28 protein-coding genes are annotated in these 25,704 nt (G+C 61.9%); 18 read left to right on the top strand and 10 right to left on the bottom strand.

The window, feature by feature from the left end; genetic code table 11:
• Positions 1 to 52 precede the first annotated feature (52 nt).
• The 5 genes from C0V82_RS19035 to C0V82_RS19055 form a co-directional block, all read right to left on the bottom strand.
• A complete protein-coding gene (locus C0V82_RS19035; protein WP_102113997.1) occupies positions 53 to 1,027 on the bottom strand; it encodes a beta-ketoacyl-ACP synthase III in 975 nt (324 codons plus the stop codon).
• The gene (gene plsX / locus C0V82_RS19040) at positions 1,027 to 2,115 is read right to left on the bottom strand and encodes a phosphate acyltransferase PlsX (RefSeq protein ID WP_102113998.1); all 1,089 of its coding nucleotides are present in this window, start codon (positions 2,113 to 2,115) and stop codon (positions 1,027 to 1,029) included. The genes C0V82_RS19035 and plsX overlap by 1 nt, the downstream gene beginning before the upstream one ends.
• Before the next feature lie 49 nt (positions 2,116 to 2,164).
• Complete coding sequence (gene rpmF, locus C0V82_RS19045; RefSeq protein ID WP_102113999.1) at positions 2,165 to 2,353, bottom strand: 50S ribosomal protein L32; 189 nt, start codon at positions 2,351 to 2,353, stop codon at positions 2,165 to 2,167.
• Positions 2,354 to 2,451: 98 nt separating this feature from the next.
• Entirely contained in the window at positions 2,452 to 3,036 is a 585-nt protein-coding gene (locus C0V82_RS19050; RefSeq protein ID WP_102114000.1) for a YceD family protein, read from the bottom strand.
• Between the two features lie 50 nt (positions 3,037 to 3,086).
• Positions 3,087 to 3,620: a ubiquinol-cytochrome C chaperone family protein gene (locus tag C0V82_RS19055; RefSeq protein WP_158660054.1), complete on the bottom strand. Its 534-nt coding sequence runs from the start codon at positions 3,618 to 3,620 to the stop codon at positions 3,087 to 3,089.
• A 235-nt stretch (positions 3,621 to 3,855) separates the two neighbouring features.
• Between C0V82_RS19055 and C0V82_RS19060 the strand changes: the two genes are divergently transcribed.
• Positions 3,856 to 4,326 (top strand): outer membrane protein assembly factor BamE, encoded by a 471-nt coding sequence (locus C0V82_RS19060; RefSeq protein ID WP_054166527.1) that lies wholly within the window; start codon positions 3,856 to 3,858, stop codon positions 4,324 to 4,326.
• Between the two features lie 91 nt (positions 4,327 to 4,417).
• Here the strand turns inward: C0V82_RS19060 and C0V82_RS19065 are convergent, their stop codons facing one another.
• From C0V82_RS19065 to C0V82_RS19075, 3 genes are all read right to left on the bottom strand, one after another.
• The gene (locus C0V82_RS19065; protein WP_102114002.1) at positions 4,418 to 5,761 is read right to left on the bottom strand and encodes a glutamine synthetase family protein; all 1,344 of its coding nucleotides are present in this window, start codon (positions 5,759 to 5,761) and stop codon (positions 4,418 to 4,420) included.
• A gap of 167 nt (positions 5,762 to 5,928) precedes the next feature.
• Positions 5,929 to 6,639 carry an SDR family NAD(P)-dependent oxidoreductase gene (locus C0V82_RS19070; RefSeq protein WP_102114003.1) on the bottom strand — a complete coding sequence of 237 codons (711 nt, stop codon included), beginning with the start codon at positions 6,637 to 6,639 and terminating at the stop codon, positions 5,929 to 5,931.
• On the bottom strand, positions 6,639 to 6,995 hold the full coding sequence (locus C0V82_RS19075) for a hypothetical protein (RefSeq protein ID WP_102114004.1): 357 nt from the start codon (positions 6,993 to 6,995) through the stop codon (positions 6,639 to 6,641). The genes C0V82_RS19070 and C0V82_RS19075 overlap by 1 nt, the downstream gene beginning before the upstream one ends.
• Before the next feature lie 108 nt (positions 6,996 to 7,103).
• On the opposite strand from C0V82_RS19075, the gene C0V82_RS19080 reads away from it, so the two are divergent.
• The 9 genes from C0V82_RS19080 (at position 7,104) to spbR (ending at position 15,570) form a co-directional block, all read left to right on the top strand.
• Positions 7,104 to 7,862, top strand: coding sequence for an ABC transporter ATP-binding protein (locus tag C0V82_RS19080; protein WP_245924239.1), 759 nt, complete (start codon positions 7,104 to 7,106; stop codon positions 7,860 to 7,862).
• Complete coding sequence (locus C0V82_RS19085) at positions 7,859 to 8,638, top strand: ABC transporter permease (RefSeq protein ID WP_102114005.1); 780 nt, start codon at positions 7,859 to 7,861, stop codon at positions 8,636 to 8,638. The genes C0V82_RS19080 and C0V82_RS19085 overlap by 4 nt, the downstream gene beginning before the upstream one ends.
• Before the next feature lie 135 nt (positions 8,639 to 8,773).
• A complete protein-coding gene (locus C0V82_RS19090) occupies positions 8,774 to 9,571 on the top strand; it encodes a hypothetical protein (RefSeq protein ID WP_102114006.1) in 798 nt (265 codons plus the stop codon).
• 153 nt (positions 9,572 to 9,724) lie between these two features.
• Positions 9,725 to 10,819 (top strand): ABC transporter permease, encoded by a 1,095-nt coding sequence (locus C0V82_RS19095; protein WP_245924240.1) that lies wholly within the window; start codon positions 9,725 to 9,727, stop codon positions 10,817 to 10,819.
• A 1-nt stretch (position 10,820) separates the two neighbouring features.
• Positions 10,821 to 11,588: an ABC transporter ATP-binding protein gene (locus C0V82_RS19100; RefSeq protein WP_102114007.1), complete on the top strand. Its 768-nt coding sequence runs from the start codon at positions 10,821 to 10,823 to the stop codon at positions 11,586 to 11,588.
• 3 nt (positions 11,589 to 11,591) lie between these two features.
• Positions 11,592 to 12,530 (top strand): MlaD family protein, encoded by a 939-nt coding sequence (locus C0V82_RS19105; protein WP_102114008.1) that lies wholly within the window; start codon positions 11,592 to 11,594, stop codon positions 12,528 to 12,530.
• Positions 12,527 to 13,216, top strand: a complete 690-nt coding sequence (locus C0V82_RS19110) for an ABC-type transport auxiliary lipoprotein family protein (RefSeq protein ID WP_102114009.1) — start codon at positions 12,527 to 12,529, stop codon at positions 13,214 to 13,216. Before C0V82_RS19105 ends, C0V82_RS19110 begins: the two co-directional genes overlap by 4 nt.
• Before the next feature lie 15 nt (positions 13,217 to 13,231).
• On the top strand, positions 13,232 to 14,194 hold the full coding sequence (locus tag C0V82_RS19115) for a TAXI family TRAP transporter solute-binding subunit (RefSeq protein ID WP_158660055.1): 963 nt from the start codon (positions 13,232 to 13,234) through the stop codon (positions 14,192 to 14,194).
• A gap of 269 nt (positions 14,195 to 14,463) precedes the next feature.
• Entirely contained in the window at positions 14,464 to 15,570 is a 1,107-nt protein-coding gene (gene spbR, locus C0V82_RS19120; protein WP_102114011.1) for a SpbR family protein, read from the top strand.
• A 23-nt stretch (positions 15,571 to 15,593) separates the two neighbouring features.
• Here spbR and C0V82_RS19125 read toward each other — a convergent pair whose 3' ends face one another.
• Positions 15,594 to 16,964: a glutamine synthetase family protein gene (locus C0V82_RS19125; RefSeq protein ID WP_102114012.1), complete on the bottom strand. Its 1,371-nt coding sequence runs from the start codon at positions 16,962 to 16,964 to the stop codon at positions 15,594 to 15,596.
• Between the two features lie 190 nt (positions 16,965 to 17,154).
• Here C0V82_RS19125 and C0V82_RS19130 point away from each other — a divergent pair, with 190 nt between their 5' ends.
• From C0V82_RS19130 to C0V82_RS19150, 5 genes are all read left to right on the top strand, one after another.
• Entirely contained in the window at positions 17,155 to 19,536 is a 2,382-nt protein-coding gene (locus tag C0V82_RS19130) for an ATP-binding protein (RefSeq protein ID WP_158660056.1), read from the top strand.
• Positions 19,533 to 19,925, top strand: a complete 393-nt coding sequence (locus tag C0V82_RS19135) for a response regulator (protein WP_102114014.1) — start codon at positions 19,533 to 19,535, stop codon at positions 19,923 to 19,925. Before C0V82_RS19130 ends, C0V82_RS19135 begins: the two co-directional genes overlap by 4 nt.
• A 13-nt stretch (positions 19,926 to 19,938) precedes the next feature.
• A complete protein-coding gene (locus C0V82_RS19140) occupies positions 19,939 to 20,346 on the top strand; it encodes a response regulator (protein ID WP_054166542.1) in 408 nt (135 codons plus the stop codon).
• Between the two features lie 96 nt (positions 20,347 to 20,442).
• Positions 20,443 to 21,234, top strand: a complete 792-nt coding sequence (locus C0V82_RS19145; RefSeq protein ID WP_102114015.1) for a DUF4394 domain-containing protein — start codon at positions 20,443 to 20,445, stop codon at positions 21,232 to 21,234.
• A gap of 44 nt (positions 21,235 to 21,278) precedes the next feature.
• Entirely contained in the window at positions 21,279 to 21,626 is a 348-nt protein-coding gene (locus C0V82_RS19150; protein ID WP_102114016.1) for a plastocyanin/azurin family copper-binding protein, read from the top strand.
• Here C0V82_RS19150 and C0V82_RS19155 read toward each other — a convergent pair whose 3' ends face one another.
• Entirely contained in the window at positions 21,627 to 22,502 is an 876-nt protein-coding gene (locus C0V82_RS19155) for an EamA family transporter (protein ID WP_102114017.1), read from the bottom strand.
• Positions 22,503 to 22,685: 183 nt separating this feature from the next.
• Between C0V82_RS19155 and C0V82_RS19160 the strand changes: the two genes are divergently transcribed.
• From C0V82_RS19160 to C0V82_RS19170, 3 genes are all read left to right on the top strand, one after another.
• Positions 22,686 to 24,182 carry an aldehyde dehydrogenase gene (locus C0V82_RS19160; RefSeq protein ID WP_102114018.1) on the top strand — a complete coding sequence of 499 codons (1,497 nt, stop codon included), beginning with the start codon at positions 22,686 to 22,688 and terminating at the stop codon, positions 24,180 to 24,182.
• Positions 24,183 to 24,385: 203 nt separating this feature from the next.
• Positions 24,386 to 25,000, top strand: coding sequence for an ATP-dependent Clp protease proteolytic subunit (locus tag C0V82_RS19165; RefSeq protein ID WP_245924241.1), 615 nt, complete (start codon positions 24,386 to 24,388; stop codon positions 24,998 to 25,000).
• 69 nt (positions 25,001 to 25,069) lie between these two features.
• The gene (locus C0V82_RS19170) at positions 25,070 to 25,696 is read left to right on the top strand and encodes an MOSC domain-containing protein (RefSeq protein ID WP_102114020.1); all 627 of its coding nucleotides are present in this window, start codon (positions 25,070 to 25,072) and stop codon (positions 25,694 to 25,696) included.
• Positions 25,697 to 25,704: the final 8 nt, after the last annotated feature.

The following is a 25,704-nucleotide window of genomic DNA, read 5'->3' on the forward strand; positions in this document are numbered from 1 at the left end:
TGGTTGGCGGGAAATGCTGATCCCACACCGCAGAAATGCGGGGCAGGGAGGATCAGAAGCGCACCAACGCCCCACCCCAGGTGAAACCACCACCCATGGCTTCCAGCAGCATAAGGTCGCCGCGTTGGATGCGACCATCGGCCACTGCCTCCGCCAAGGCCAGCGGAATACTGGCGGCAGACGTATTGCCATGATGATCCACTGTAATCACCACACGCTCTGCCGGCAGTTTCAACTTGCGGCCCGTACCCTCGATGATGCGGCGGTTGGCCTGATGCGGGACCAGCCAGTCGATGGCATCCGCCGTCAGGCCATTGGCGGACAGCGCTTCCTTGACCACATCGGCCAGGTTCACGACCGCATGCTTGAAGACTTCCTGTCCGCGCATGCGGACATGGCCCACAGTCTGCGTGCTGGACGGGCCACCATCGACATAAAGCAGGTCATGGTGGTTGCCATCGGAATGCAGATGCGTGGAGAGGATGCCCTGATCGCCCGACGTGCCGGCACCATCGGCGGCGCGCAGCACCACAGCACCCGCCCCGTCACCGAACAGAACGCAGGTGGTGCGGTCGTTCCAGTCCAGGATGCGGGAGAAGGTTTCGGCACCGATGACCAGAACCGTCCTGGCTTGACCGGCCTTGATGAAATTGTCGGCCACCGACAGTGCATAGATGAAGCCGGAGCATACAGCCTGCACATCGAACGCCGCCCCCCGCGTCATGCCCAAGCGGGCCTGTACCTTCACGGCGGTGGCGGGAAAGGTGTTGTCCGGCGTGGCAGTGGCCAGAACGATCAGGTCCAACTCATCCGCCGTCACGCCAGCATGGGCCATGGCGGCAAGTGCGGCGTTATAGGCAAGATCGGAGGTCAGTTCGCCTTCAGCCGCGATATGGCGCGACTTGATGCCCGTCCGTTCCGTAATCCATTCGTCAGAGGTGTCGACGACCTGCGCCATCTCGGCATTCGTCATCACCTTTGCGGGCAGGTAGGACCCGCAGCCCAGGATCACAGACCGGATGGCCATTACTGCACCGCCGTTTCGCTACCCGTTGCGCCCACGTCCTTGACCGGGTCGGTAGCCGCCGCAGCATTCAATGCTGCCTGCAGCACCGCCAACTGGTCGCGGATCTTCTCGTTGAAACCGTGATTGGCCATATTGGCAGCCACGGCGATGGCGTTGGAGAAGCCAACGGCGTCCGTGCCGCCATGGCTTTTCACGCAGATGCCGCGCAGCCCAAGGAACATCGCACCATTATAGCGGCGCGGGTCCATGCGCTGACGCAGCTTGTTGAAAGCGCCCGACGCCAGGACATAACCCAGCTTCGCCAGGAGAGATGATTTGAAGGTCCGCTTCAAGAATTCGGCATAAAGCTTTGCCGTGCCTTCCGCCGTCTTCAGGGCGACATTGCCCGTGAAGCCGTCAGTCACCACGACATCGACCGTGCCCAGCGCCAGATCGTTGCCTTCAATGAAGCCGTGGAAGTAAGGGGCGAGCGGCGTGGCGCGCAGGGCTGCTGCAGCCTCACGAATCTGCTCATGCCCTTTCTGTTCCTCCGACCCGACATTCAGCAGGCCGATGGTCGGGTTCAGCAGGCCAAGAACGGTCCGGCTGAACACCGTACCCATCACGGCGAACTGCAACAGATTGTCAGCATCGCATTCCAAGTTTGCACCCAGATCGAGCATGACCAACTCCCCCCGCTGTGTCGGCAGGATGGAGGCAATGGCCGGCCGGTCGATGCCCGGCAGGGTCTTCAGCACGAACTTGGCAATGGCCATCAGCGCGCCGGTGTTCCCGGCGGAGACCACACACGCGGCATCACCTGCTGCGACGGCATCAATGGCCAACCGCATGCTGGAATTGCGCCCAGCACGAAGCGCCACCGACGGCTTTGCGTCCATCGCCACAAAGTCAGGCGTATGCTTGACCGTGGAAATGAGCTTCAAGGCCGGATGGCGCTCTAGCAGGGCGTTGATGCGCGTTTCGTCACCGACGAAGAGGAAATCGACGTTTGGGCAACGCTCACGGGCAAGGTCGGCGCCGGCGACGACCATGTCAGGAGCATGGTCGCCACCCATGGCGTCCAAGGCGATGCGCAGGCGCGTTGTCACTTCCGTTCGACGTCCCTATAACCCGCGAAAACCTGGACCGGTCCGGCTATCAGGCAGCAGCCGGGGCGGTCACGGTCACTTCGCGGCTGTCATAGTGGCCGCAGGAGCCGCAGACGTGGTGCGGGCGCTTCAGCTCGCCGCAATTGCCGCATTCGTTGTAGGCGGCGGCGGTCAAGCCATCGTGCGAACGGCGCATGTTGCGCTTCGACTTGGAGGTCTTCTTCTTAGGAACGGCCATGATCGTAACTCACAATGTTTTAAGGCGACCGCTAGGGCCGCCCGGACAGAGGCGCTTGAATACTGGATATGGTGTGCGAGGGCAAGTACGAAACCGGATCAAGAGGGCTTCTTTAAGCGGGACAGGGCCGCAAAAGGGTTCTGGCGGGGCGGTTCCGGGGGGGTGTCCTCGGTCAGCGACAGAGTATCGGGGCCCACATCCTCCAGAATCGGGGTGAATTCGACCCCTTCCTTGCGTGGATAGGGCTCCAGCGCCAGCGACAGGTTCTGTGCTACCAACTCGCCAATATCGATCCGGCCACCCGGCATCGCTTCGGGGAAGTCCTCGTCACTGCCTAGATACTGGAAATGATCACTCTCGCCGTCCTCTTCCTCCTTAGGGATCAGGTGGTCGGGGGCGAAGAGGGCGGAGAACTCCTCCTTAACGTGTGCAGGCACGGGTTCCAGCGTAACGACGCAGCGTTGCACCACATCGGCCTCCACCTCGCCCGTCACCTTCACGAACTCCGACCGCACGCGGCGCAGGCGCATTTTAGCCTTAAGGCCAGAGAGGGAGACCAGATCGAATCGTTGGGCCAGCGCAGCGCATTCAACCTCGCTGGCCGTCACGACCTCAAACCCGCCTGCGGTCGTCACCTTGTCGGCGATGATGATGCGGGACAGTTCGGGCAGGGGGGTGGTCATGGAGAGAATCCTTCGAATAAGATACATATAAGATGGAGACAAGCCGCCGGTCAGGTCGAGGCGAACTCCACCTCACCCGCCAGCAGCCTCTCAATGGGGAAGCTTTCCAGATGGGCCAATTGCCGGCGAGTATAGTCGGCCATGACCTTTACATGGGCGGGGGCAGGCAGGGTAGAGCCATAAAGGTTGCGGTCCAGCGCCGATTCCAGCACTGACGGGTCGTCCTTGGCCGCGATTCCCGCGTCATAGGCGCCGACGCGACCATAATAATGGCTGGCTAGATCCTTGACCTTGTCACCCACCTTCATGTCACCCGCGCCCAGTTCACGCAGGTTGAAATCCAGATCGGCGAACATGAAATCGAAGAGCGCCTGATTGAACTCCGCCGTCGCCTTGCCGCCCATGGCCAGCCGGCGCATGACCAGCCAGGCATGCAAGCATACGGATTCGAACCGTCCCTCCAGCGTATCGGGCACGCCCCGCTCGCTAAAGAATATGGGCAGGCGCGACTGGGCCACAATGGCGCCATAGAGGGCGGCAATGGTGCGTTCACGCCGGGGGCGTTGGAACAGGCGGCTGAACAAGGCGTGCCTTCTCCCATGGCTGGCAGGCTGCGGACATTGACATTGCGCCAAGGCCAGTGCCAATGTCACCGGCCAGATAGGGGGCGGCGGCCCCGTCGTCAAGCCATGGTGCGTGCCTGGAAGGGTTCTCATCAGGTGAGAATGACAAATCGCCGCTGGTAGCGGGGCATTTGCCCCGTGCATTGTCCGGCACCACGCCGTTGGTCACATCCAAGGTTCGAGAGACGTCACGTTGATGCGCAAGACCCAAGCTACCGCCCTGTTGACCTTCGGCCTTCTTGGCCTTGCTCTCACCGGCTGCAGCCCCATCATCGCCCAGCGCGGCAATCTGGTGGAAGATACCCGTCTGGCCCAGATCCAAACCGGTCAGACGACGCGCGAACAGGTCCAGTATGTGCTGGGCACGCCGACCTCCACCGGTGTCGTGGACGGCTCCACCTGGTACTATATCGGTCGCCGCACCGAACAGACCGCCTTCCTGGACCCGGAGGTCACGGCCCAGCGCATCATCCGTGTCCGCTTCGACGAAGGCGGGACGGTGCAGGAAATCAAGGAATTGGATGGCGCCGCAGAGGCAGCCTATGTCGAACCCGTCGCCCGCGTCACCCCGACCGTGGGCCACGACCTTAACTTCTTTGAACAGCTGCTGGGCAACCTGTCCAAGCCATCCCGCAAAAAGAAGGATGACAAGAAAAAGAAGAAGTAAGCAGTTGCCCGGTTTAACGTCTGGCAGCTGGAGACCAAACAAAACGCCGCATATGGGAGCACCCCGCATGCGGCGTTTTTTGCTTTTACACTTACACGTTCAACAACAGGTTCTCACGCTCCCAGCTGCTGATCACACGCTGATAGGCGTCATACTCGGCCTGTTTCACATAGCTGACGGCGGAGATAAAGCGTTCGCCCAAAACTTCCTTCAACGGCTTGCAGCTGTTGAACTTGTTCAGGGCATCGCCCTGGTGGCGGGGCAGGGAGAAGGCCAGCCGATGGGCCGAACCCTTGACCGGATCGGACGGCTCCAACTCATGCGTCATGCCGATATAGCCGCAGGCCAGCGAGGCGGCGAGCGCCAGATACGGATTGGCGTCGGCGCCGGCCACACGGTTCTCCACACGCCGCGCTTCCGGCGGGCTTACCGGCACGCGGAAGCCGGTGGTGCGGTTGTCGCGGCCCCAATGCACATTGATCGGCGCGTCCGACCCCTGCACCAGACGGCGGTAGGAGTTCACATTCGGCGCCAGAAGCGGCATCGCATAGGGCAGGTACTTCTGCAAACCGGCGATGAAGCTCATGAACAGCGGCGTGTCGGACCCGTCCGCATTGGCGAACAGGTTCACGCCCGTCTTGGCATCCACCAGTGACTGGTGGACATGCATGGCGCTGCCCGGCTCATTCTGCATGGGTTTGGCCATGAAGGTCGCATAGACCTGATGCCGGATCGCCGCCTCGCGCACCGTGCGCTTGAACAGGAAAACCTGATCGGCCAGTTCCAGCGCCTCGCCATGGTTGAAGTTAATTTCGATCTGGGCGGCGCCGGCCTCGTGGCTCATCGTATCCACGTCGATTTCCTGCTTCTCGCAGAAATCATAGACATCCTCAAAGATCGGATCGAATTCGTTGACGGCGTCGATGCCATAGGCCTGACGCCCGCTTTCCTGCCGGCCTGAACGACCGACGGGGGGGACCAGCGGGTAGTCCGGGTCCTTGTTGACCGCGACCAGGAAGAATTCCAGTTCGGGTGCCACAATGGGCTTCCAGCCGCGCGCCTCATACAGGGCTAGCACACGCTTCAGCACGGAGCGCGGGGAGATGTCGACGGTCGTTCCGTCGGCATAAAAACAGTCACAGATGACCTGGGCGGTAGGTTCATTGTACCAGGGCACGACGCGGACGGTGGCGGGATCGGGCGTCATATAGACGTCCCAGTTCTCCACGCTCGTCACATCCTCGTCTTCCGGGTATTCGCCCGTAACGGTCTGAATGAAAATGGACTCGGGCAGTCGCAGGCCCCGGTCCCGCAGAATGCGCAGGAACTTTTCGGCGGGCACGATCTTGCCACGAGCGATGCCGGCCATATCCGGCACCAGACACTCAACTTCGGTGATCCGCCGCGAACGGATGAATTCTTCCAATGTACTCATGATGACGCCACGGGTTGGCGGCCCAGATGCACCCGTCGCAGCCGAACGCTTGTCCGGCCTTCGGGGCTGGGAAATGGTGCTACGCCCGCAGCCCTCCACGTTGTTTCGGATGCCGCAGTATAGGCAGAGGGCAGGGGGGGCAGGCAAGCCGGGATCGGCAGCTTTCACTAGAAACTGATATCCCGGCCCAAACCGGCAAATCGCAGGCCAGCATCAAGATGGATCGTCTGTCCCGTTATCACCGGGCTTTCCAGCAGATGAATGCAGGCCTTGCCGAGAGGGTCCACACCCAGCCGCACTTCTTCGCAAACAGCCGGAATGAAACCGGGAGCGATGGCATTCACGCGCAGGCGCGGCGCGCCGGCCCGTGCCAGCATATCCCCCAGCCCTGCAAGCGCATATCGGGAGAGCGTGTAGCTCATCCGGTCGCCGTGCTGGTTGGCCATATCCTGATCCAGGATATTAACGATGGCGCCCGTCACACCATTGGGCAGTTGCGCCAGCAGGGACTGTGCAAGCAGAGCCGGGGCCACGGCGTTGGGCAGGTAATGGGCCAGTATCCGTTCCGCCGTCAAGGTCGTGATGTCATCCCATTCAAAGATGGAGGCGCTGTTGACCAGGGCGGTCAGGGGCCGCCCCAATGCCTTTGCTGCATCGGCCACTATGCCCGACACCTGTGCCGGATCGCTCAGATCGGCGGCGACGGCGGTGGCGCCCACGCCTCTTGCCCGTATGGCCTCCAGTGTCTCGGCGACGTCTGGCCCTTCGGTGCAGTAATGGATCGCCACATCCATACCGGCACCTGCGCAGGCCAATGCCATGGCTGCCCCCAGATAGTGCGCGCCCCCGGTGATCAGAACGGCATGCGGAGGGGTCATCAGGGGCGCTCCAGATCGATTTGGCAGGCAAAGCCGGGATCGGCGGGACTGGCCACACTGATCTTTTGCGTCACGATGCGGCCATCGAAAGCGAAAATGAAGCGGCCCAGCGTACGGGCAACCCCTTCGGAATCGACAAACGGGCCATTGTCGCGGAATGGGCCCAGGATATGCCGCACGATCTGCGAGTAATCTACGGTCATGGAGATATCGTCAGGGTCGCCTGTGAACGGCCCTGTAACGCTGGTGCCCAAGCGCAGGTTGATGCGGCAGTCCAGATCACCCGCACGCCCCGCTACCGGCAGCGTCACCGCCACCTCGCGTACCAGAATCTGGAAATGGGGAGATGGGATCATGGCTACGCCCGACGCCTCGACAAAATGACATGTCGGGCTAATATCAGCCCGGCAGTGAAAGAGGAACAGGCTGATGGATCGCCCCAGGCAAAAGATCGGAAACATCGCGTGACGGGTGATCTGTTCCAACTTTCCGGCATGTCGCTGACTTACCCCAATGGCACCTGCGCCCTGGACAGCGTTGATCTCTCGGTGGCAGAGGGGGAGTTTGTTTCGCTGCTGGGACCCAGCGGATGCGGCAAAAGTACTATCCTGCGTCTGGTCGCCGGGCTGATGGAACCCACGGGCGGGCAGCTGAACTGGCTGAGACCGGTGGCGCGGGGGGATATCGGGTTTGTATTTCAGGAATCGACCCTGATGCCCTGGGCACGCATCATTGACAATGTCCGCCTGCCGCTGGATCTGGCCGGCGTACCGAAGGGTGAGGGGAATGATCGGGCCGCCGACGGTCTGGTCCGCGTCGGCCTGGGCGATTTTCAGAAGGCCTTTCCCGCCGAGCTGTCGGGCGGCATGAAAATGCGGGCATCGCTGGCCCGCGCCTTGGTTACCAACCCACGCCTGCTGCTGCTGGATGAGCCGTTCGCCGCACTGGATGAGATCACGCGGCTGAAACTGAACGATGATCTGCTGTCGCTCTGGGAAGCGCAGCGCTTTACAGCACTGTTCGTAACGCATTCCGTGTTTGAAAGCGTCTATCTGTCGGGCCGTATCGTCATCGTCGGTCCCCGGCCTGGGCGTGTCGTGGCAGAGGTGCCGGTACCGCTTCCCTTTCCACGCGGTCTGTCGGTACGTACGGGCACCGACTACGGCGCTATCTGCCGTGATGTCTCCGACCGGCTGCATGCGGCAATTGGGTTGGCTGCATGAATGGGGGCTGGGCACGGCGCCTTTTGCCGCCGCTGGTGGGAGTGTTGTTTCTCCTGGGCTGGGAAGCCGCAGTCAGCGCCTGGGACATTCCGCCCTTCGTTCTGCCGCCGCCGACCGCTGTGGCCCATGCGCTATGGAACGATGCACCGTTACTGCTGCAATCCAGCTGGATTACGCTGATCATCACGATTCAGGCATTCCTGCTGGCCCTGACCAGCGGAGTGGCGCTGGCGGTACTGTTCAAACAGTCCCGCACCCTGGAGGCCGCATTATACCCCTATGCCGTAATCCTTCAGGTCACGCCCATCGTTGCCATCGCACCCCTGGTCGTCATCTGGGTCGGGTATGAGCGGGTGAACTTGTCGCTGCTGATCCTCGCCTGGATCGTGGCTTTCTTTCCCGTCCTCTCGAACAGCACGGCAGGGCTGGCTGCTATCGATCCCAACCTACGTGACCTGTTCCGGCTGTACGGGGCCAGCCGCTGGCAGATGCTGTGGCGGCTGCAGCTTCCATCGGCACTGCCCTATATCCTGGCTGGGGCCAAGATTTCAGGCGGTCTGGCCCTGATCGGGGCGGTGGTGGCGGAGTTTGTGGCCGGGTCGGGTACGGCGACGGGGCTGGCCTGGCGGGTGATCGAGGCAGGTAACCGGCTGAACATGCCGCGCCTGTTTGCGGCCCTGGTCCTGCTTTCCATTCTGGGTATCCTGATCTTTGCCCTGCTAAGCTGGGTACAACGCCTGCTGCTCCGCCGCTGGCACCCTGGCGGTACGGGTTAGTACCTGCACCTCCCTGTTGGTACAGCCGCGCGGGTAATGCCATTGCCCCCGGCGCCTATGTCCTCCGTCCGGCGTTAATGCCATGTGCCGCCCCCCATAGGGCATGCGGCTCAACAGAAGCGACGGAGACAGGAAATGACGACCTACAGCCAGTTCAACCATGTCAGTGGCACGGCTGGTGCCGACAATCTGATGGGTGGCGTTGGTTTTGACCTGCTGGTCGGCGGCACCGGAGATGATGCGCTGGATGGCGCCGGTGGCCTGAATGCGGCCATCTTCACGGGCGTTTCGGGTGATTATGATATCGACATCGAAAACGGCGTCGTGACCGTCAGCGGTGCTGATGGCACCGACACGCTGCGCAATGTGCAGTTCGCGGTCTTCGCGGATGGCGTGAAGCCCCTGTTCGAGGCGACCCCGTTCCAGAACGGTTTTGACGAGGATTTCTACTTGCAGAGCAACCCCGACGTGCTGGCCGCCGTTCAGGCCGGGCAGTATGAAAGCGGAGAAGAGCATTTCAACCTCTATGGGCAGTTCGAAAACCGCACCTATCAGGCAACGAACGGATTCGACGCTGCCTACTATGCCGACGTCTATGGCGACGTGGCCGGCAACGGCATGGCCGCCGTTGCGCATTATGAGGCCTACGGCGCCGCCGAGGGGCGTTCCACCCATCTGTATTTTGACGCTAACTATTACCTTGAGGTTAATCCCGATGTCGCGGCTACCGGCATGGATGCCTGGACGCATTTCGATACCTACGGCTGGCGGGAAGGGCGTGATCCCTCGCCATTCTTTGATGTCTCGGCCTACCTGGTCAGTAATCCCGACGTCGTCGAATCCGGGCGTAACCCGCTGATTCACTATATCAATTGGGGACAGGAGGAAGGTCGTCAGGCCTATATCGATACATCGTGGTTTGCCATCGCCTGATATAGCCATTGGTGACACACCGTTCACGGGCTGTTGACCCACCCTGTCTGGTAATGTCAATTGGCATGGTGCGCTGCCGTTCGATGCGGCGCACCATGGGCCAGGAACGTGCAGACCGGAACCTTAAGCGCCATTTGGGAAGAGAATCAGTTCGTGCTGGCAGCATCCGGCCGCTGGGACATTGCGTCCGCCGAACGGCTGGGCCCGATGCTGCGCGACCGCATGCCGGGACGCAAGGGCGCGCCTGTCTGTCTCGATCTTTCTGGCCTGACGGCCTTGGATACTGCCGGCGCCTTGCTGCTTGACCGGTTGATCAAGCGGTTGCGGGGGCAGGGACATGTTGTGGCCGTTGTCGGCGCGCGGTCCGATCTTTGCGCCCTATTGAAGGATGTCCAGCGGGCGGCGGCGGGGGCGGAACCAAATAGCCCAGCACCCGCTGAAAAGCGGCCCGCCTTTCCGCTGGCCGACCGTATCGGACGCGCAACGATCGGCATCTGGCAGGATATCCTGTCGATGCTGAACTTCCTGGGTCTGGTCACCGTCACGGCTGCTCGGCTGCTGCGCACGCCAAACCGTATCCGGCTGAAGCCCCTGTTTTTCCATCTGGAGCAGGTGGGGCTGAACGCGCTGCCCATCGTTGGCCTGCTTTCCTTCCTGATCGGTATCGTTCTGGCCTATCAGGGAGCGGATCAGCTGCGTCGTTTCGGTGCCGAAATCTATGTCGTGAACCTGCTGGGCATTGGTGTCCTGCGGGAAATCGGCATCCTGATGACCTCCATCATCGTGGCGGGCCGTTCCGGTTCCGCCTTCACGGCCCAGATCGGGACCATGAAGGTGAACCAGGAAGTGGATGCCATGCGCACCCTGGGCCTGGACCCGGTGGAGATGCTGGTGCTCCCGCGCATGCTGGCGCTGCTGATCGCCCTGCCGCTGATCGGATTCTTCGCCAATATGGTGGCGCTTGCTGGTGGTGCCGTGATGGCCTATGCCTATCTCGACATCAATTTCGGGCAATTTGCCCGGCAGTTGCAGATCGCCGTCAGCACGACAACCTTGTTCGTGGGCCTGATCAAGGCCCCGGTCTTCGCGGTGGTCATCGCCTTGGTCGGCTGCTACGAAGGGCTTCGGGTCAGCGGGTCAGCGGAAAGCGTCGGTCTTCTGACCACCCGTTCCGTTGTCGTATCGATCTTCCTGGTGATCGTTCTGGACGCCATCTTCTCCATCCTCTTCTCCTATATCGGGATCTGACATGGCGGCGCCCGTCATCAGTGTCCGGGGTCTCAAGACGCGCTTCGGCCAGCAGGTCGTGCATGACGGTGTCGACCTGGATGTCAGCAAGGGGGAGGTGATCGGCCTTGTCGGCGGTTCCGGCACAGGCAAATCCGTACTGCTGCGGGAGATTGTAGGCCTGATGGTCCCGTCCGCCGGCAAGATCGAAGTGTTGGGCAAGGACACGGAAAATCTGTCGGAGTCCGAAAGATTATCGTTGCAGGCCCGTTGGGGCATGCTGTTCCAGGATGGCGCGCTTTTCAGCTCGCTGACCGTCCTGGAGAATATCAAGGTTCCCCTGAAGGAACATACCAGGCTGCCGCCCGACCTAATTGATGAGATCGCGCGGGTGAAGGTTGCCATGGTGGGGCTGCCGCCCGATGCCGGACCAAAATACCCGTCGCAACTTTCGGGCGGCATGCGCAAGCGTGCGGGCTTGGCCCGCGCGCTGGCCATGGACCCGGAAATCCTGTTCCTGGACGAACCGACGGCGGGCTTGGACCCAATCGGGGCGGCGGCCTTTGACGAATTGATCGGGTCCCTACAAAAGAGCCTGGGCCTGACCGTTTTCATGGTGACCCATGATCTGGACAGCCTCTATGCCATTTGTGATCGCATCGCTGTCCTGGTGGACAAGAAGCTGGTGATCGGTACGATTGACGAACTGTTGCGCCAGGAACATCCCTGGATACGCGACTATTTTCATGGGCCCCGTGGTCGGGCGGCCAGTGCGGCGAAAGGGAGTTAGGGCATGGAAACACGGGCCAATTATACGGCTGTCGGTGCCTTCGTCCTGGCGCTGGCGGCGGCGGTGTTCGTCTTCGTCATCTGGCTGGCCAAGGTGCAGTTCGACAAGGCGATCCAGCCCTATTACATCATGGTCACCGGCACTGTGACGGGGCTGGTGGAAGGCGGGCCTGTACGTTATCGCGGCGTCAATGTCGGTACGGTCAGCGATATCCGCATCAATCCCGACAATGTCGAGGAAGTGCGCCTGACCATTGAGGTGCCGGAGGATACGCCCATCAAGACCGATGCCATCGCATCGCTGGAACCGGTGGGCGTGACAGGTGGCGTCTATGTGGAAATCCAAGGGGGCAGCAAGGACGCCCCCCTGCTGCGGGAGAAGGTCAGCGGCATCCCTGTGATTCCGTCGCGCCCCAGCTCTATCGCCGCTGTGCTGTCCAAGGCGCCCGAAGTTCTAGAGAATCTGATGAAGATCTCAAACCGGCTGACGCTGCTGCTTAACGACGATAACCAGAAATCCATCGGGACCTTGTTGGCCAATCTGGCGCAGGCCTCGGGCAATGCCAATGACACGATGCGTAATGCCAATCTGCTGATTGTTGATCTGCGCCGGCAGGCCGACACGCTTAGCAAGCAGGCGGAAGTGCTGATGATCACCGCCAACGATACTGTCGGCAAGGTCGGGCGCGACACCACCGTCATCACAGCGGAACTGGCCAAGACCAGCAAGGAAATCAATAAGCTGTCAGCTTCACTGGCCGGCATGATCGAGGAAAACCGGGAACCGATCCGTGATTTCACGGCCACCGGCCTTTATGATCTGTCGCAGTTGCTGATCCATCTCCAGGACCTGACCAACAATCTCAGTCGCGTTTCCCGCCGGCTGGAGCGCGATCCGACCGACCTTCTGTTCGGCGGCAACAGCGGAGTGAAAGCGGAATGACCGACAAGCCCCTGAACCGCCGCCGCCTGCTGGCCTTGGCCTCCCTCATGCCGCTGGCCGCCTGTTCGCCGGCCTCCCTGCTGACGGGTGGCAAGGTGCAGAAGGTCTATGTGCTGACCCCGGCACGAGAATTCACCGCCGGACTGGCGCGGGCGCCATGGCAGCTTTTGGTAGAAACGCCGCTGGCCAATGCCGCCGTCGATACGCCGCGCATCGTGCTGGGCGAGACCTCCAACCGCATGACCTATTATTCCGGGGCCAGTTGGGCAGATACCGGGCCGGACATGATGCAGACCCTGCTGGTGGAAAGCTTTGAGAACAGCCGCCGCATCGTGGCGGTGGGCGTTGAGCGGTCGGGCCTGCGCGCCGATTTCATTCTGAAGACGGACCTGCGCGACTTCCACGCCAACTATAAGGGCCATGATCCGCATGATACCGCGCCGGAGGCGACGGTGCGCATGAATGCCAAGCTGGTGCGCATGCCGCGTCGCAACATCGTTGCGGGTGACACATTCGAAGCCACCGTCCGCGCCGCCAGCCCCGCACTGGATGACATTATCAAGGCCTTCGATCAGGCGACGGGTGCCGTCCTGCGGCGTATCGTCGAATGGACGCTGCAGCAGGGCATGGCCAATGTCGATGTCTATCCGCTGGCCTGGGCCGCAGAGCCCGCCGCTTACCGTTGATCCGGGATTAAGCCGTTGTTACGTTTTGCCTCACTGCTGGCCATCATCCTGGCATTCACCGGTTCGGCCCAGGCCCAGGCACCGACCACAAAGTCGCTGGTTATCGCCAGCGGGGTTGTCACGGGCCTCTATTATCCCGTCGCCGGCGCGATCTGTCGGCAGGTCAATCAGGAGAAGGCCCGCCATAGCCTGCATTGCTTGGTGGAGGCCACTGAAGGCCCGGTTCAGAACCTGACGGCATTGCGCGCGAGGGAGGTTGATCTGGCCGTGGTCCAGTCGGACTGGCAGGCCGCCGCCGTGCGGGGTGATGGGCGGTTTTCCAGTGCCGGGCCGTTCAAGGAATTGCGCGCCGTTGCCAGCCTGCATGCCGAAACGGTGACCCTGCTTGTCCGGCCCGACGCGGAAATCGACGACCTGTCAAAACTGACAGGCAAGCGCGTTAACCTGGGACCGCGCGGCTCCGCCCTGCGCAATCTGTCGCAGCAGGTGGTGGATGCCGCCGGTCTGCGCATCAGCGACGATGCCGGTCAGGCCCCGGACGCGGCACTGGCCGCCCTTTGTGCGGGGCAGTTGGATGCCGCTTTCTTTGCCGTTGGCCATCCCAATGCCGCAGTTCAACAGGCAACCTCCACCTGCGGTGCATTGGCGCTGCCCATTGCCGGTCCTGGCATCGACAAGCTGCTGGCCAGCCGTAAGGACCTGACCCGCACCAGCATTCCGGCCAACCTTTATCCCGGCGTGCAAGAAGATGTGGCAACCATCGGTGTGGCCGCCACGCTGGTTACCCGCGCCGACGTGCCTGACGCGGTAATCGCCGAGATCATGCGCGTCCTTCTGGAGGAACGACCGGATCTGGTGGATCAGCATCCGGTTTTCAGCACGGTACCAGCCGATGGTATGGGGGACCGGGGCCGGACCGCGCCGCTACACCCGGCTGCCGAGAAGGCGTTTGCCGCTAGCGGGCCTGCCAAGCCCTGATCCCAACGATTCGTTGAAGGCCGGCATACAGGGGCGTGCCGGGCAAGGCGATTGGGGCAAGGAGCCAAGGCAAGACCTATCCTTCCGGATGGTGGAGTTACGCCGCCTTGCGTGGCACGAGGGGATTGTTTCGATCTGTTCTTGATTTTGGCGTTCGCAATTGGCAGCGCCCTGCACTAAATGTTAAAGAAACAGGTGCGATGCGACCCTGTCGGCCGTTGGTTGATGGCTAAGTCGCATGGTCGTCCCAGGGAGGGTTTGTTCAACCCATGTCCGACAAGTTGACCACGCAGGATGTTCAGCGGCTGCTGACCGATCCTTCTCCCACGACCCGCGCCGAAATGGCCGGCAAGGTCGCGCAGCATTTCGCCGCGCCGAACCTTTCCGCGTCTGAACGGGTGCTGGCGGAGGATATCGTGCGCATCATGGCGCGCGATGTTGCCACGCGTGTGCGGTCCGCCCTGGCCGAAAGCCTGAAATCCAATGCCACCATCCCGCGCGATATCGCCATGTCCATGGCCCGCGATGTGGAGGAGGTGTCGCTGCCTTTCATCGAGGTGTCGACGGTCCTGACCGACGATGATCTGGTGGAGATCATCCGTTCCGGTTCCTCGGAAAAGCAAACTGCCGTCGCCAAGCGACCCAATGTTACCGAATCCGTCGCCGATGCTTTGGTGGAGCGTGGCAGTGAAAAGGCGGTCGCCACCCTGATGGCGAACGAAACCGCCGCCATTGCCGATAGCGCGATGGTCAAGGCGCTGGACCGGTTCCCGGACAGCGAGGTTGTAGCCGGTCCGATGGTCAACCGTGCAAAGCTGCCGGTTACGGTGGCGGAGCGTCTGGTTGCACTGGTGTCGGAACAGCTTCGCGAACGGCTGGTCGCCAAGCATGAATTGCCTAACGATATCGCCGCCGATATTGTGATCCAGACCCGTGAGAAGGCGACCTATGGCCTTGTCGGCGGTGCCGGTGATGCGGATCTGGAAAAGCTGGTGGTGCAGTTGCGCCGCAGCCACCGCCTGACCCCGTCCCTGCTGCTACGGGCGCTTTGCATGGGCGATGTGCCATTTTTTGAGATGGCCCTGTCACAGCTGGGGCAAGTGCCGATCACCAATGCCCGCCTGCTGATCCATGATGCCGGTCGCCTGGGCCTGAAATCGCTGTTCGACCGCACAGGGTTGCCGCCAAAGCTCTATCCCGCCCTGCGCATCGCGTTGGATGTGGCCAGTGAAACGGATTTCGATGGTCTGGACCATGATCTGGAACGCCATCGCCGCCGCATGCTGGAACGCATCCTGACCCAGTTCGAGGAACTGGCCAGTGACGATGTCGATTACCTGCTGACGAAACTCAGCGACCTGACGGCGGCGGCTTAACGCCGCCGTCCTGGACCTCGCATTTACCCTCGCAGGTACCATTCCCATTCCAGCGGCGTGACGCGCTGGTTGAATTTCGCACGTTCGGCCCGTTTGGTGATGGCATAGGTATCCACGAACGCCTCGCCCAGCCAGTGGCGCAGCACCGCCGATCCTTGGAACAGGTCCAGCGCCTTGCCCCATTCATCGGGCAGGCGGGGGGCATCCGCCTCATAGGCATTACCAACCAGCGCGGGACCGGGATCAATCTTGCCGTCCAGCCCGTGCAAAAGACCGGTCAGCATACCGGCCAGTACCAGATAGGGGTTCGCATCGGCGCCGGCGATGCGGTACTCGACCCGTCGGCTGTCCGGCCCGCCCGCAGGGATGCGCAGCGGGGCTGTACGGTTATTGACGCCCCAGGCAATGACGGTCGGGGCGTAGGAACCTGTCTGGAACCGGCGCCAGCTATTGGCGCCAGGTGCCGCCAGCGCCATGCAGGCGGGCATGGTCTCTGCCATACCGCCGATGGCGTGACGCAGCGCCTCTGACCCTTCCGGGGCTTCATCGGCAAAGATGTTGCGGCCATCCTTGTCCAGCACGCTCATATGGATATGCATGCCGCTGCTGGCCTGATCGGTATAGGGCTTGGCCATGAAGCTGGCCTCGTACCCGTGCTTATGCGCGACGCCGCGCACGGCCCGCTTGAACAGGACGGCATCGTCGGCGGCGCGCAGGGCGTCCGGGCGGTGGGACAGAGTAATCTCGTACTGGCCCGGCCCATATTCGGCGATGGCGGTACCGGCGGGAATGCCCTGGGCATGCGCCGCCGCCGTGATCTCGTCCAACACTTCTTCGAAATCCTCCAGCTCCGTCAGGCCATAGACCTGGGTCCGGTTCTGTGGCAGGCCGCTGCGCTTTGATACGGGCGGGGAGGGCGGGGCGTCGGCCGCACGGTCGCGATCGAACAGATAGAATTCCAACTCAATGGCGACCATGGGCGTCAGACCGCGGCGTGACATTTCCGCCACCAGATTTTCGACCAGGGCACGCGGGGCGTAGGGGAAGGGAGAGCCATCGCCATCGCGCATCGACAGCATGATCTGGCCCAGCGGCTTCGCAGCCCACGGCACCGGCGTCAGGCTGCCGGTTACGGGCCGGCAGATGCGGTCCGGTACGCCCTTATCCACCGACATGCCCGTTTCTTCCACGGTATCGCCCGTGATATCGACGGCGAAGGTGCAGCCAGGAAAGGCAATGCCCTCCTTCCAGACCTTCGACAATTCGTCGATGGGCACGCGTTTGCCCCGGAACACCCCGCACAGATCGGGCAACAGCACATCCACAGCGGTGACGGCGGGGTGCTGCTGCCGGAAAATCTCGATCTCGCGGAACAGGTCGGGGTTGGTGGTCATTCCGGGGGCGGTCCCTTGGCACTGTTGAAACAGCGGCATGGCAACAGGGGGAGCCGCCGCTGTCAAGGCGGGCCGGGGCGTGGGTGCCCTGAAACAAATGTATTCTTGCGGGCAGACGCTGCCGGCTTGCCGTGTTCCGCACCAACGCGCATATAGAGGAACGGTTGAATTCGGCACGGGGCCGTTGGGCATGTTCAGGACCATCCGCTTCAAGCTGGCGGCGGCGTTTGCGGTGGCGGTGCTGGCCGCCGTCACTATTGGTATCGTTGCGGTGCTGGTGGTGCGGTCCACAGGTGATCTTGTCATCCGCATGTACGATCAGCCCCTGCAGGCCATTAACTATGCTAGGTTGGCGCAGACCAATTTCGTGACGCTGGACCTTATGGTCGACCGCGCCCTGAAATCAGCCGATGGTTTGCCCGAAACCTTTCGCGAAGACCTGGAGATCAATGACGAGGATTTCCTGTCCAGCCTTGCGGTGGCCGAAGAGCGCGGCCTGAACCCTGAAATCCGTAAATATGTCGCGCGTATCCGGGAACAGAATCAGGCCTGGATAGAGGCTGTCCGCAAACTGACGGATATGACGGCGACCTCCCCCGACCATCAGGCCGCCATGCAGGGCATGGAGGAGTTGGGCGCGGGGATTATCAGTAACCTTGAGATTGTCACCCAGATGGCGGCGGAGGACGGCTATCGCTTCCGTCTGTCGGCGGAAGAGACGATCAAGAATGCAGCTGACCGCACGACATTCCTGATCGCGGCCCTGTTCACGCTGGTGGTGGGTATCACCATCGCCTTGATCCGCAACATCGTGACCCCGCTGAACCGCCTAACCCGCGCGACGATCCAACTGGCGGGCGGCGACATGGATGTCGTGGTACCCCACACCAGCCGCCGGGACGAGATCGGCAGTGTCGCCGGCGCACTTGGCGTGTTCAAAGGCGCCATGGAAGTCGTGCGCGAGGCGCAGGAGAAGGCAGAGGCCGCCACCCGCGCCAAGTCCGAATTCCTGGCCATGATGAGCCATGAAATTCGCACCCCCATGAACGGCGTTCTGGGTCTGACCCGCCTGCTGCTGAGGTCAGGGCTGAATGAGGAACAGGCCAAACTGGCCACGACCGTCCTGCAATCGGGCCAGTCGCTATTGCGCATCCTGAACGATATTCTGGATTTCTCGAAGCTGGAGGCTGGGAAGGCCGATATCGAAATCTTGGACTTCGAGCTGGTGTCCCTGATCTCCGGCACCACCATGCTAATGCGCAACCGGGCGGAGGAAAAGGACCTCTGGCTGCGGGAGGAGGTGGACGGGCACCTGCCCTCCTACCTGAAGGGCGATCCCAACCGCCTACGGCAGGTGATGCTGAACCTTGTTGGCAATGCCATCAAGTTCACAGAGTCGGGTGGTGTCACGCTGCGTGCCCGCGCCCTGGCCGAACCCGCCCGTCTGCGGGTAGAGGTGGTGGATACCGGCATCGGCATCTCTGAGGCCGCGCGTGCCAAGCTGTTCGGCAGCTTCGTGCAGGCCGACAGCTCCATCACCCGCCGTTTCGGCGGCACCGGCCTGGGGCTTGCCATCTGCAAGAAGCTGGTGGAGGCCATGGGTGGCGCCATCGGCGTCGACAGCGTCATGGGGCAGGGCAGCACCTTCTGGTTCGAAGTTCCGCTACTGGAAGGCAGTGCCGTTACCGGCGATCCGGCAGGTGATTTTGACGGCCATGCCGTTCGCCCGTTGCGGGTGCTGGTGGCCGATGACAATGCCGTGAACCGTAAGGTGCTAGCCGGTGCGCTGGCCGAACATGGGCATATGGTCGTGTTCGCCGTGGATGGGGAACAGGCGGTGGCGGTGGTACGTGACGCCGATCCGCCGCTGGATCTCGTCCTGATGGACGTGCATATGCCCCGCATGGACGGGATGAGTGCGGCCCGCGCCATCCGCGCCCTGCCGGGTCCGGCATCACAGGTGACCATCGTCGCGGCCACGGCCAGCGTCGGCACCAATGGCATTCAGCGCTGCCTGGATGCTGGCATGAACGCTTACGTATCCAAGCCCATCGATCCGGCCAACCTGTTTAAAGTGATCGAACGCCTGTTCCCCGATGGCCTGATGCAAGACGGCCCCAGCACTGAAGCCGCCAGCATGTCTCCGATGGACATGGAGATGGCGGAGGCCGGTGGAACGGCCAACTCACTGCTGACCGGGACAGAACCTTTCGCACTGGAAATGCTGGCGGAGATGGCCGACAGCATGGGGCCCGACATGGCGCTCGACCTGATCGACACATTCCTGTCCATCCTGCCGGAGGTGGAACCCGACCTGTTCCCTGCCGATGGCGCACCGGTGCCCCATCAGGTGGGGGAGGTTGCCCATTCCCTGAAATCGGCTGCGGGCAGCCTTGGCATGGCCCAGGTCTATCGCACGGCCGCCGCGGTGGAGGCGGCGGGGCATCAGGGCGATGCCGACGCACTGTTGTCGCTACTGCCCGCCCTGCGGCGGGATCTGGATGATGGGCTTATCTGGTTACGGGCACAGCGCGAAACATTCGAAGCTGCGATGGCGGAGGCAGGGTCATGATGGGCCTGCGCGATGGCAGCCGGCTGCGCGTATTGCTGGCCGAGGATAATGCGTTCGAAGCGCGGTTGATTGTTGGTGTGTTGCGCCAGCTGGGCATAGGCAATGTGGACCATCATCGCGACGGGGCCGGCGCCATCAGCGCTGTAACCCCGCAGACGACACCATTCGACCTTGTCATTTCTGACTGGAACATGCCGGAAAGCACGGGCCTTGACCTGCTGCGGCATGTCCGTGCCATCTGGCGGCATACACCCTTCCTGATGCTGACCGCCCATGCCACGGTTGACTTCGTCAGGCTGGCTAAGGCCAATGCCGTTGATGCCTATATGGTGAAACCCTTTTCCCCACGCGATCTGGCCAGCCGGATCACACAGCTTGTCAGTTCCTGAAAAGACCGTGCCCATGCATAACCGTGATCATATCCCCGGCTTTGAGAAACTGAACGTCCTGCTGGTGGAGGATAACGCCTTCGCCCAGCGGCTGGCACGTCAGGTGTTGCTGCAACTGGGTGTGCAGAACATCCATATCGTGGCGGACGGGAAAGCGGCGATCGAGGCGCTGGAAGAAAGCGAAATTCGCTTTGATCTGATCATTTCGGACTGGAACATGCCCAATGTGACCGGCCTGGAACTGCTCCAGCATGTGCGCAAAACCTGGGAGAACATGCCCTTTCTGATGCTGACCGGCAATCAAACGGTGGATTTCGTACAGGCCGCCCGCGCCAACCGTGTCGATGCCTATATCATAAAGCCATTCTCCCCTCTGCAGCTGCGTCAGAAAATCTGCGCCATTTTCAACATCAAGGTCTGACGGCCTGTTCTAATGGACTAATGACAGGCGGCCGAATTCACCTACCTTGTTCAATCGCGATAGTGGCAGAACGCCACCGGCGGTTGGGAGGGATTGATGAAAACGAAGGTTGCAGCGATTGCGTTTGGGCTGGTGCTTGCGGGCACTGCCATGCCGTCACTTGCGTTGGATTTGGCCGGGTTGAACCAGCGTAATGAACTCCTGCTGTTCTCTGACAAATCGCCGGGTACTGTAAAGGTGCTGCCCGTGACAGGTGTGAAGGGCAAGCTGCTGGGTATCGATGTCCGTCCGGCCAACGGCAAGCTTTACGGCATCGCCAGCGACAACAGCCTTTACACCATCGACCTGGAAACCGGTACCGCCACGGCGGGGCCGAAACTGTCGGTCGCGTTGACGGCCATTGACCACGTGGTTGCGGACTTCAACCCACAGGCGGACCGCCTGCGTGTCATCGGGTCGGACGGGCAGAACCTGCGCGTCAATGTGGAGACGGGTGTAGCCGCCGTGGACAAGCCGCTGGCCTATCACCCCAACGACAAGGTGAATGCTGGCAAGAAGCCTGCCGTCTATGCCGGCGCCTATATCAACTCCTTCGCCGGGGCGACGCAGACGCAGCTGTTTGATATCGACAGCAGTACGGGCGCTTGGCTGTCACAGGACCCCCCGAATGACGGCGTGCTGCGCACCATCGGCCCGTTGGGCGTGCCGGCGGGCACCATCGTTGAAGGGGTTGATATCTTCACCGACGCCCAGGATGAATATCATGGCCGCGCCGTGGCTGGGGGCATGCTCTATGAGATTAATGTTACCCGTGGTGGCATGAAGAAGATGGGTCGCATCGGCGATGGTAGCGACGTGATCGATATCGCCATTCTGGACAAGCGATAAGGTCCGATGACCATAACCGAGATGATGAGGATGTGAGGGGAGTGATGGCGATGTCGCGTGCGTGGCGTAAATGGGCGTTCACTCTGGCACCCGTGATGGGGTTGGGCTTGCTGGCTGGCTCCAGCGCGGCAGAGGATCCGTTCGTCATTGCCCAACGCGACATTTCCTTCACGCCACGGGCCGTCACGATCAAGGTGGGCGATCAGGTCACGTTCCGGAACGAGGACCCGTTCGGCCACAATGTCTACTCACCCAGCATGAATGGCGTGTTCGATATCGGCCTGCAGGACCCCGGCACAGAGACGCCGGTGACCTTCACGGCACCGGGTGAATTCATCATCCAATGCCGAATTCATCCTAAAATGCGGGCCAAGGTCCTGGTCGAACCCTGATCACACAGTCGCCACCTGCCGTTTACCCAACGGCAGGATGGTGATCACGATGCCGACGAAAAGCAGCGCCATGCCCAGAAGGCGTAGTGGCCCAAACGTCTCCCCAAAGGCCAGATGAGCCGCCACTGTGCCGGTCACAGGCACCAGCAGGGAGAAGGGGGCCACCACACCGGCCTTGTATTCCCGCAGCAGCATGCCCCAGATTCCGAAGGCCACCAGGGTCGACAGGCAAACGATGTAGAGCAGCGACAGGCCAGCGGTCCAGCTGAAGCCCGTCAGTGCGGCCCACACCCGATCCGGCCCCTCCACCAGCAGCGACAGAGCAAAGACGGGCAAGGGTGGTACCGTCGAAAGCCAGACCATGAGCGGCAAGGTCGGCGTGGGCGGCAGGCGCCGCATCAGCACATTGCCCATGGCCCAGCTGGCTGCGGCTAGCAGCGTCAGGACGAAGCCGATCCACGTGACATCCAGTCCGACGGTGCTGCCTGTGACCGCTAGGCCCACCGCCGCTATTCCGGCCCCGGCCAATTGCTGCGCCTTTGGCCGCTCTCCTAACATGCCAGCCGCGAACAGCATGGTCAGAAAGGCCTGACATTGCAGCACGATGGAGGCCAGACCCGGCGCCATCCCTCGGTCCATGCCCATGAACAGGAAAATATAATGGCCGGTGAAAAGGAAGGTTGAAACCAGCGCCAGTTGCTTGAACCCGATCCCCGCCGGACGTGGGATGAACAGCACTGGCAGACAGGCCAAGGTGAAGCGCAGCGCCGTCAGCAGGATGGGCGGAAAGCCGGTCAGCGCCAGCTTGATCACCACAAAATTGGCCCCCCAGATCACGGCGACCAGAAAGGCGAGGGCGATGTGAAGGGGGCGCATAGGGTGGGCATTCAGCTGGATGGTATCGGGATCATGATCGGAACACGTCAATATTGCTGACGCAATTACCAAGATGTGGCGGTGACAATTGCCTCATCCTTGGGGGTTGCCGCCGCCGGTGCCACGGGGCACTCTCTCACCCAACACGCAGTCAAACCTGCCCCAACGGGAGTGAGACCGAGAATGGACGCCATCGCCGCCACCAACTGGCAGGACCGCGCCGCCCGGCTGCAATTCCGCACCCAGGCCTTCATTGACGGGGCCTATGTGCCCGCTGCCAGCGGCAAAAGCTTTGACAATATCAGCCCGCGCGATGGCAAGGTGCTGACCCAGGTTGCCGAATGCGACGCGGAAGATGTGAACCGCGCCGTTTCTGCTGCACGCCGCACCTTCGAATCCGGTGTCTGGCGGGATCAGCATCCGCGCGCCCGCAAGGCCGTGCTGCTGAAACTGGCGCGCCTGATGGAGGAGCATGCCGACGAACTGGCGCTGCTGGAAACGCTGGATATGGGCAAGCCCATCCGCGACAGCCGCTCCATCGACATCCCTCTGTCGATCCGCTGCGTCCAATATTACGCCGAAGCCATCGACAAGCTATATGATCAGGTCGGGCCCAGCGGCCCGGACGCCATGTCCTTGATCTTGCGTGAACCCCTGGGCGTCATCGGCGTGGTGGTGCCCTGGAACTTCCCGCTGATGATGGCAGTGTGGAAGGTGGCGCCGGCCCTGGCAACGGGCAATTCCGTCGTGCTGAAGCCTGCTGAACAATCACCGTTGACGGCCATTCGCTTGGGCGAACTGGCGGTGGAGGCAGGCGTGCCACCGGGCGTGCTGAACGTCGTGCCTGGTTTCGGGGAAACGGCGGGGCAAGCCATTGGTCGCCACATGGACGTGGACATGCTGGCCTTCACCGGCTCCACCGAGGTTGGCAAGTACTTCATGCGCTATTCCGGCGAGAGCAACCTGAAACGTGTGTCGCTGGAGTGCGGGGGCAAGACCCCACACATCATCATGCCCGACGCCGCCGACCTGGATAAGGCCGCCGCCAATGCCGCTGGCGGCATCTTCTTCAACCAGGGGGAGGTGTGTAACGCCGGTTCCCGCCTGCTGGTCCATGAAAGCATCAAGGATGAATTCCTGGAAAAGGTCATCCACCATTCCCGGCGCTGGACACCGGGCGACCCGCTGGACCCGACCACCAATATGGGCGCCATGGTGGATGCCAGGCAGCATGAACGCGTCCTGTCCTATATCGGCAAGGGCAAGGCTGAAGGGGCGTCCCTGCGCCTTGGCGGGTCGGCCGCGCGCGCCGACACCGGCGGCTATTACATCGAACCCACGCTGTTCGACGGGGTGGACAGTTCCATGACAATCGCGCGGGAAGAGATTTTTGGACCCGTCCTGTCCACTTTGACCTTCAAGACCACCGAAGAGGCCTTCAAGATCGCCAACGATACGATCTATGGTCTGGCGTCGGCCATCTGGACCCGCGACATCTCCACCGCCATGAAGGCGGCGCGGACCATCAAGGCCGGGTCGGTCTGGATCAACTGCTTCGATGCTGGCGATATAACCACGCCGTTCGGCGGTTTCAAACAGTCCGGCTTTGGCCGCGACAAGAGCCTGCATGCGCTGGAAAAATACACGGACTTGAAAAGCGTCTGGATCGACCTTTCATAATAGCGGCGCCCTCAATCGCCGGGCGCCGCCTCCGGCAGCTTGGCTATGCCGCATGGGCGGCGCGTCGGCAGTCGCCGACGTGCCAATGGCCATTGTTGATGACCATCGGCATAAGTATGGAACTCCATCTAATGATGGGTTGAACCGCAGCCCATTTCCCGCTAGGTCAGTGAATGCAGAATACCAAATTCAGGAGTGCCGCCTTGCTCGTCAATCCGATCCGTCTTGAGGACGAAAAGCCGGAGTCCGATGCCCAGGAGGAAAAGGCAAAGGCCCCGCCCTCCATCGCGCAGAATCTGTTCAAGGCCCGCACCATCCTGCTGTTCGGCGAGATCAACCAGAAGGTGGCACAGGCTGTGACGGCCCAGCTGCTGGGTCTGGCCGCAGAGAATGACGAGCCGATCAAGCTGATCATCAACTCGCCGGGCGGCCATGTCGAATCCGGTGACACGATCCACGACATGATCCGCTTCGTGAAGCCGCGTGTGCTGGTGCTGGGTACCGGGTGGGTCGCCTCTGCTGGCGCCCATATCTTCCTGGGTGCCGCCAAGGAAGACCGGTTCTGCCTGCCCAATACCCGCTTCATGATCCATCAGCCGGCGGGCGGTGTGGGTGGTCCTGCCACCGACATCGCCATCGAGGCGAAGGAAATCATCAAGATGCGCAAGCGCATCAATGAAGAGATCGCCCGCGAAACTGGCCAGCCCTATGAGCGTGTGGCAGTGGATACCGACCGCAATTTCTGGATGTCGGCAGAAGAAGCCAAGGAATATGGCGTCGTCAGCCACATCATCGAAAATACCGACGCCTTCAAGTAAGGCATTGGCATTTTAGAGTTGAGAAGGGCCGGTCCATCGCGATCGGCCCTTTCCATATCCGGGACAGACATGCAGATCCTTCAGGTGAATATCGGGCGTGTCATCACCCGCACCAACGCCAAAGGACGGGAGGAGGGGACCGGCATCGGCAAGCAGCCTGTCACCGGTCCGGTTGCGCTGGGTCCCAGCGGCCTGGATGGCGATGAAAGCGCCTATCGCAGCCGGAAGGAAGGAGATACGGCCCTACATGGCTTTGCATCCGAGTCCTATGAAGCGTTAGAAGCCAGCCTTGGCCGGCCGATACAACGCCCCGGCTTTGGGGAGAACCTGCTGTTCGAGGGCTATACCGATGCCGAGGCGCGCATCGGCGACGTTCTGGTCATCGGCACCGCCCAGGTGATGGTGAACCAGCCAGTGCCCCGCTGTTCCTGGCCCGGTGTCCTTACAGGCGTAAAGGCGCTGGGGCCGCTGGCCATGAAGGCCGGCACGCCCGGCTGGTACATGCAGGTGATGCGACCGGGCATTGTGACAGCGGGTGACGCCGTGACCCTGGTTGAGCGTGGGGAGGCGGCCTGGACGGTCGCGCGTCTGAACGCCCTACTGTTGGACAAGCGGCCAGATCCGGCCTTGCTGGCCGATGCGCTGGCTCACCCGGCCCTGGCGGAACGGTTCAAGAAGGAGTTGCGGGGGGCGTGACCGGTGCC

Origin of the sequence: Niveispirillum cyanobacteriorum, assembly GCF_002868735.1 — a bacterium.
GTDB lineage: Bacteria > Pseudomonadota > Alphaproteobacteria > Azospirillales > Azospirillaceae > Niveispirillum > Niveispirillum cyanobacteriorum.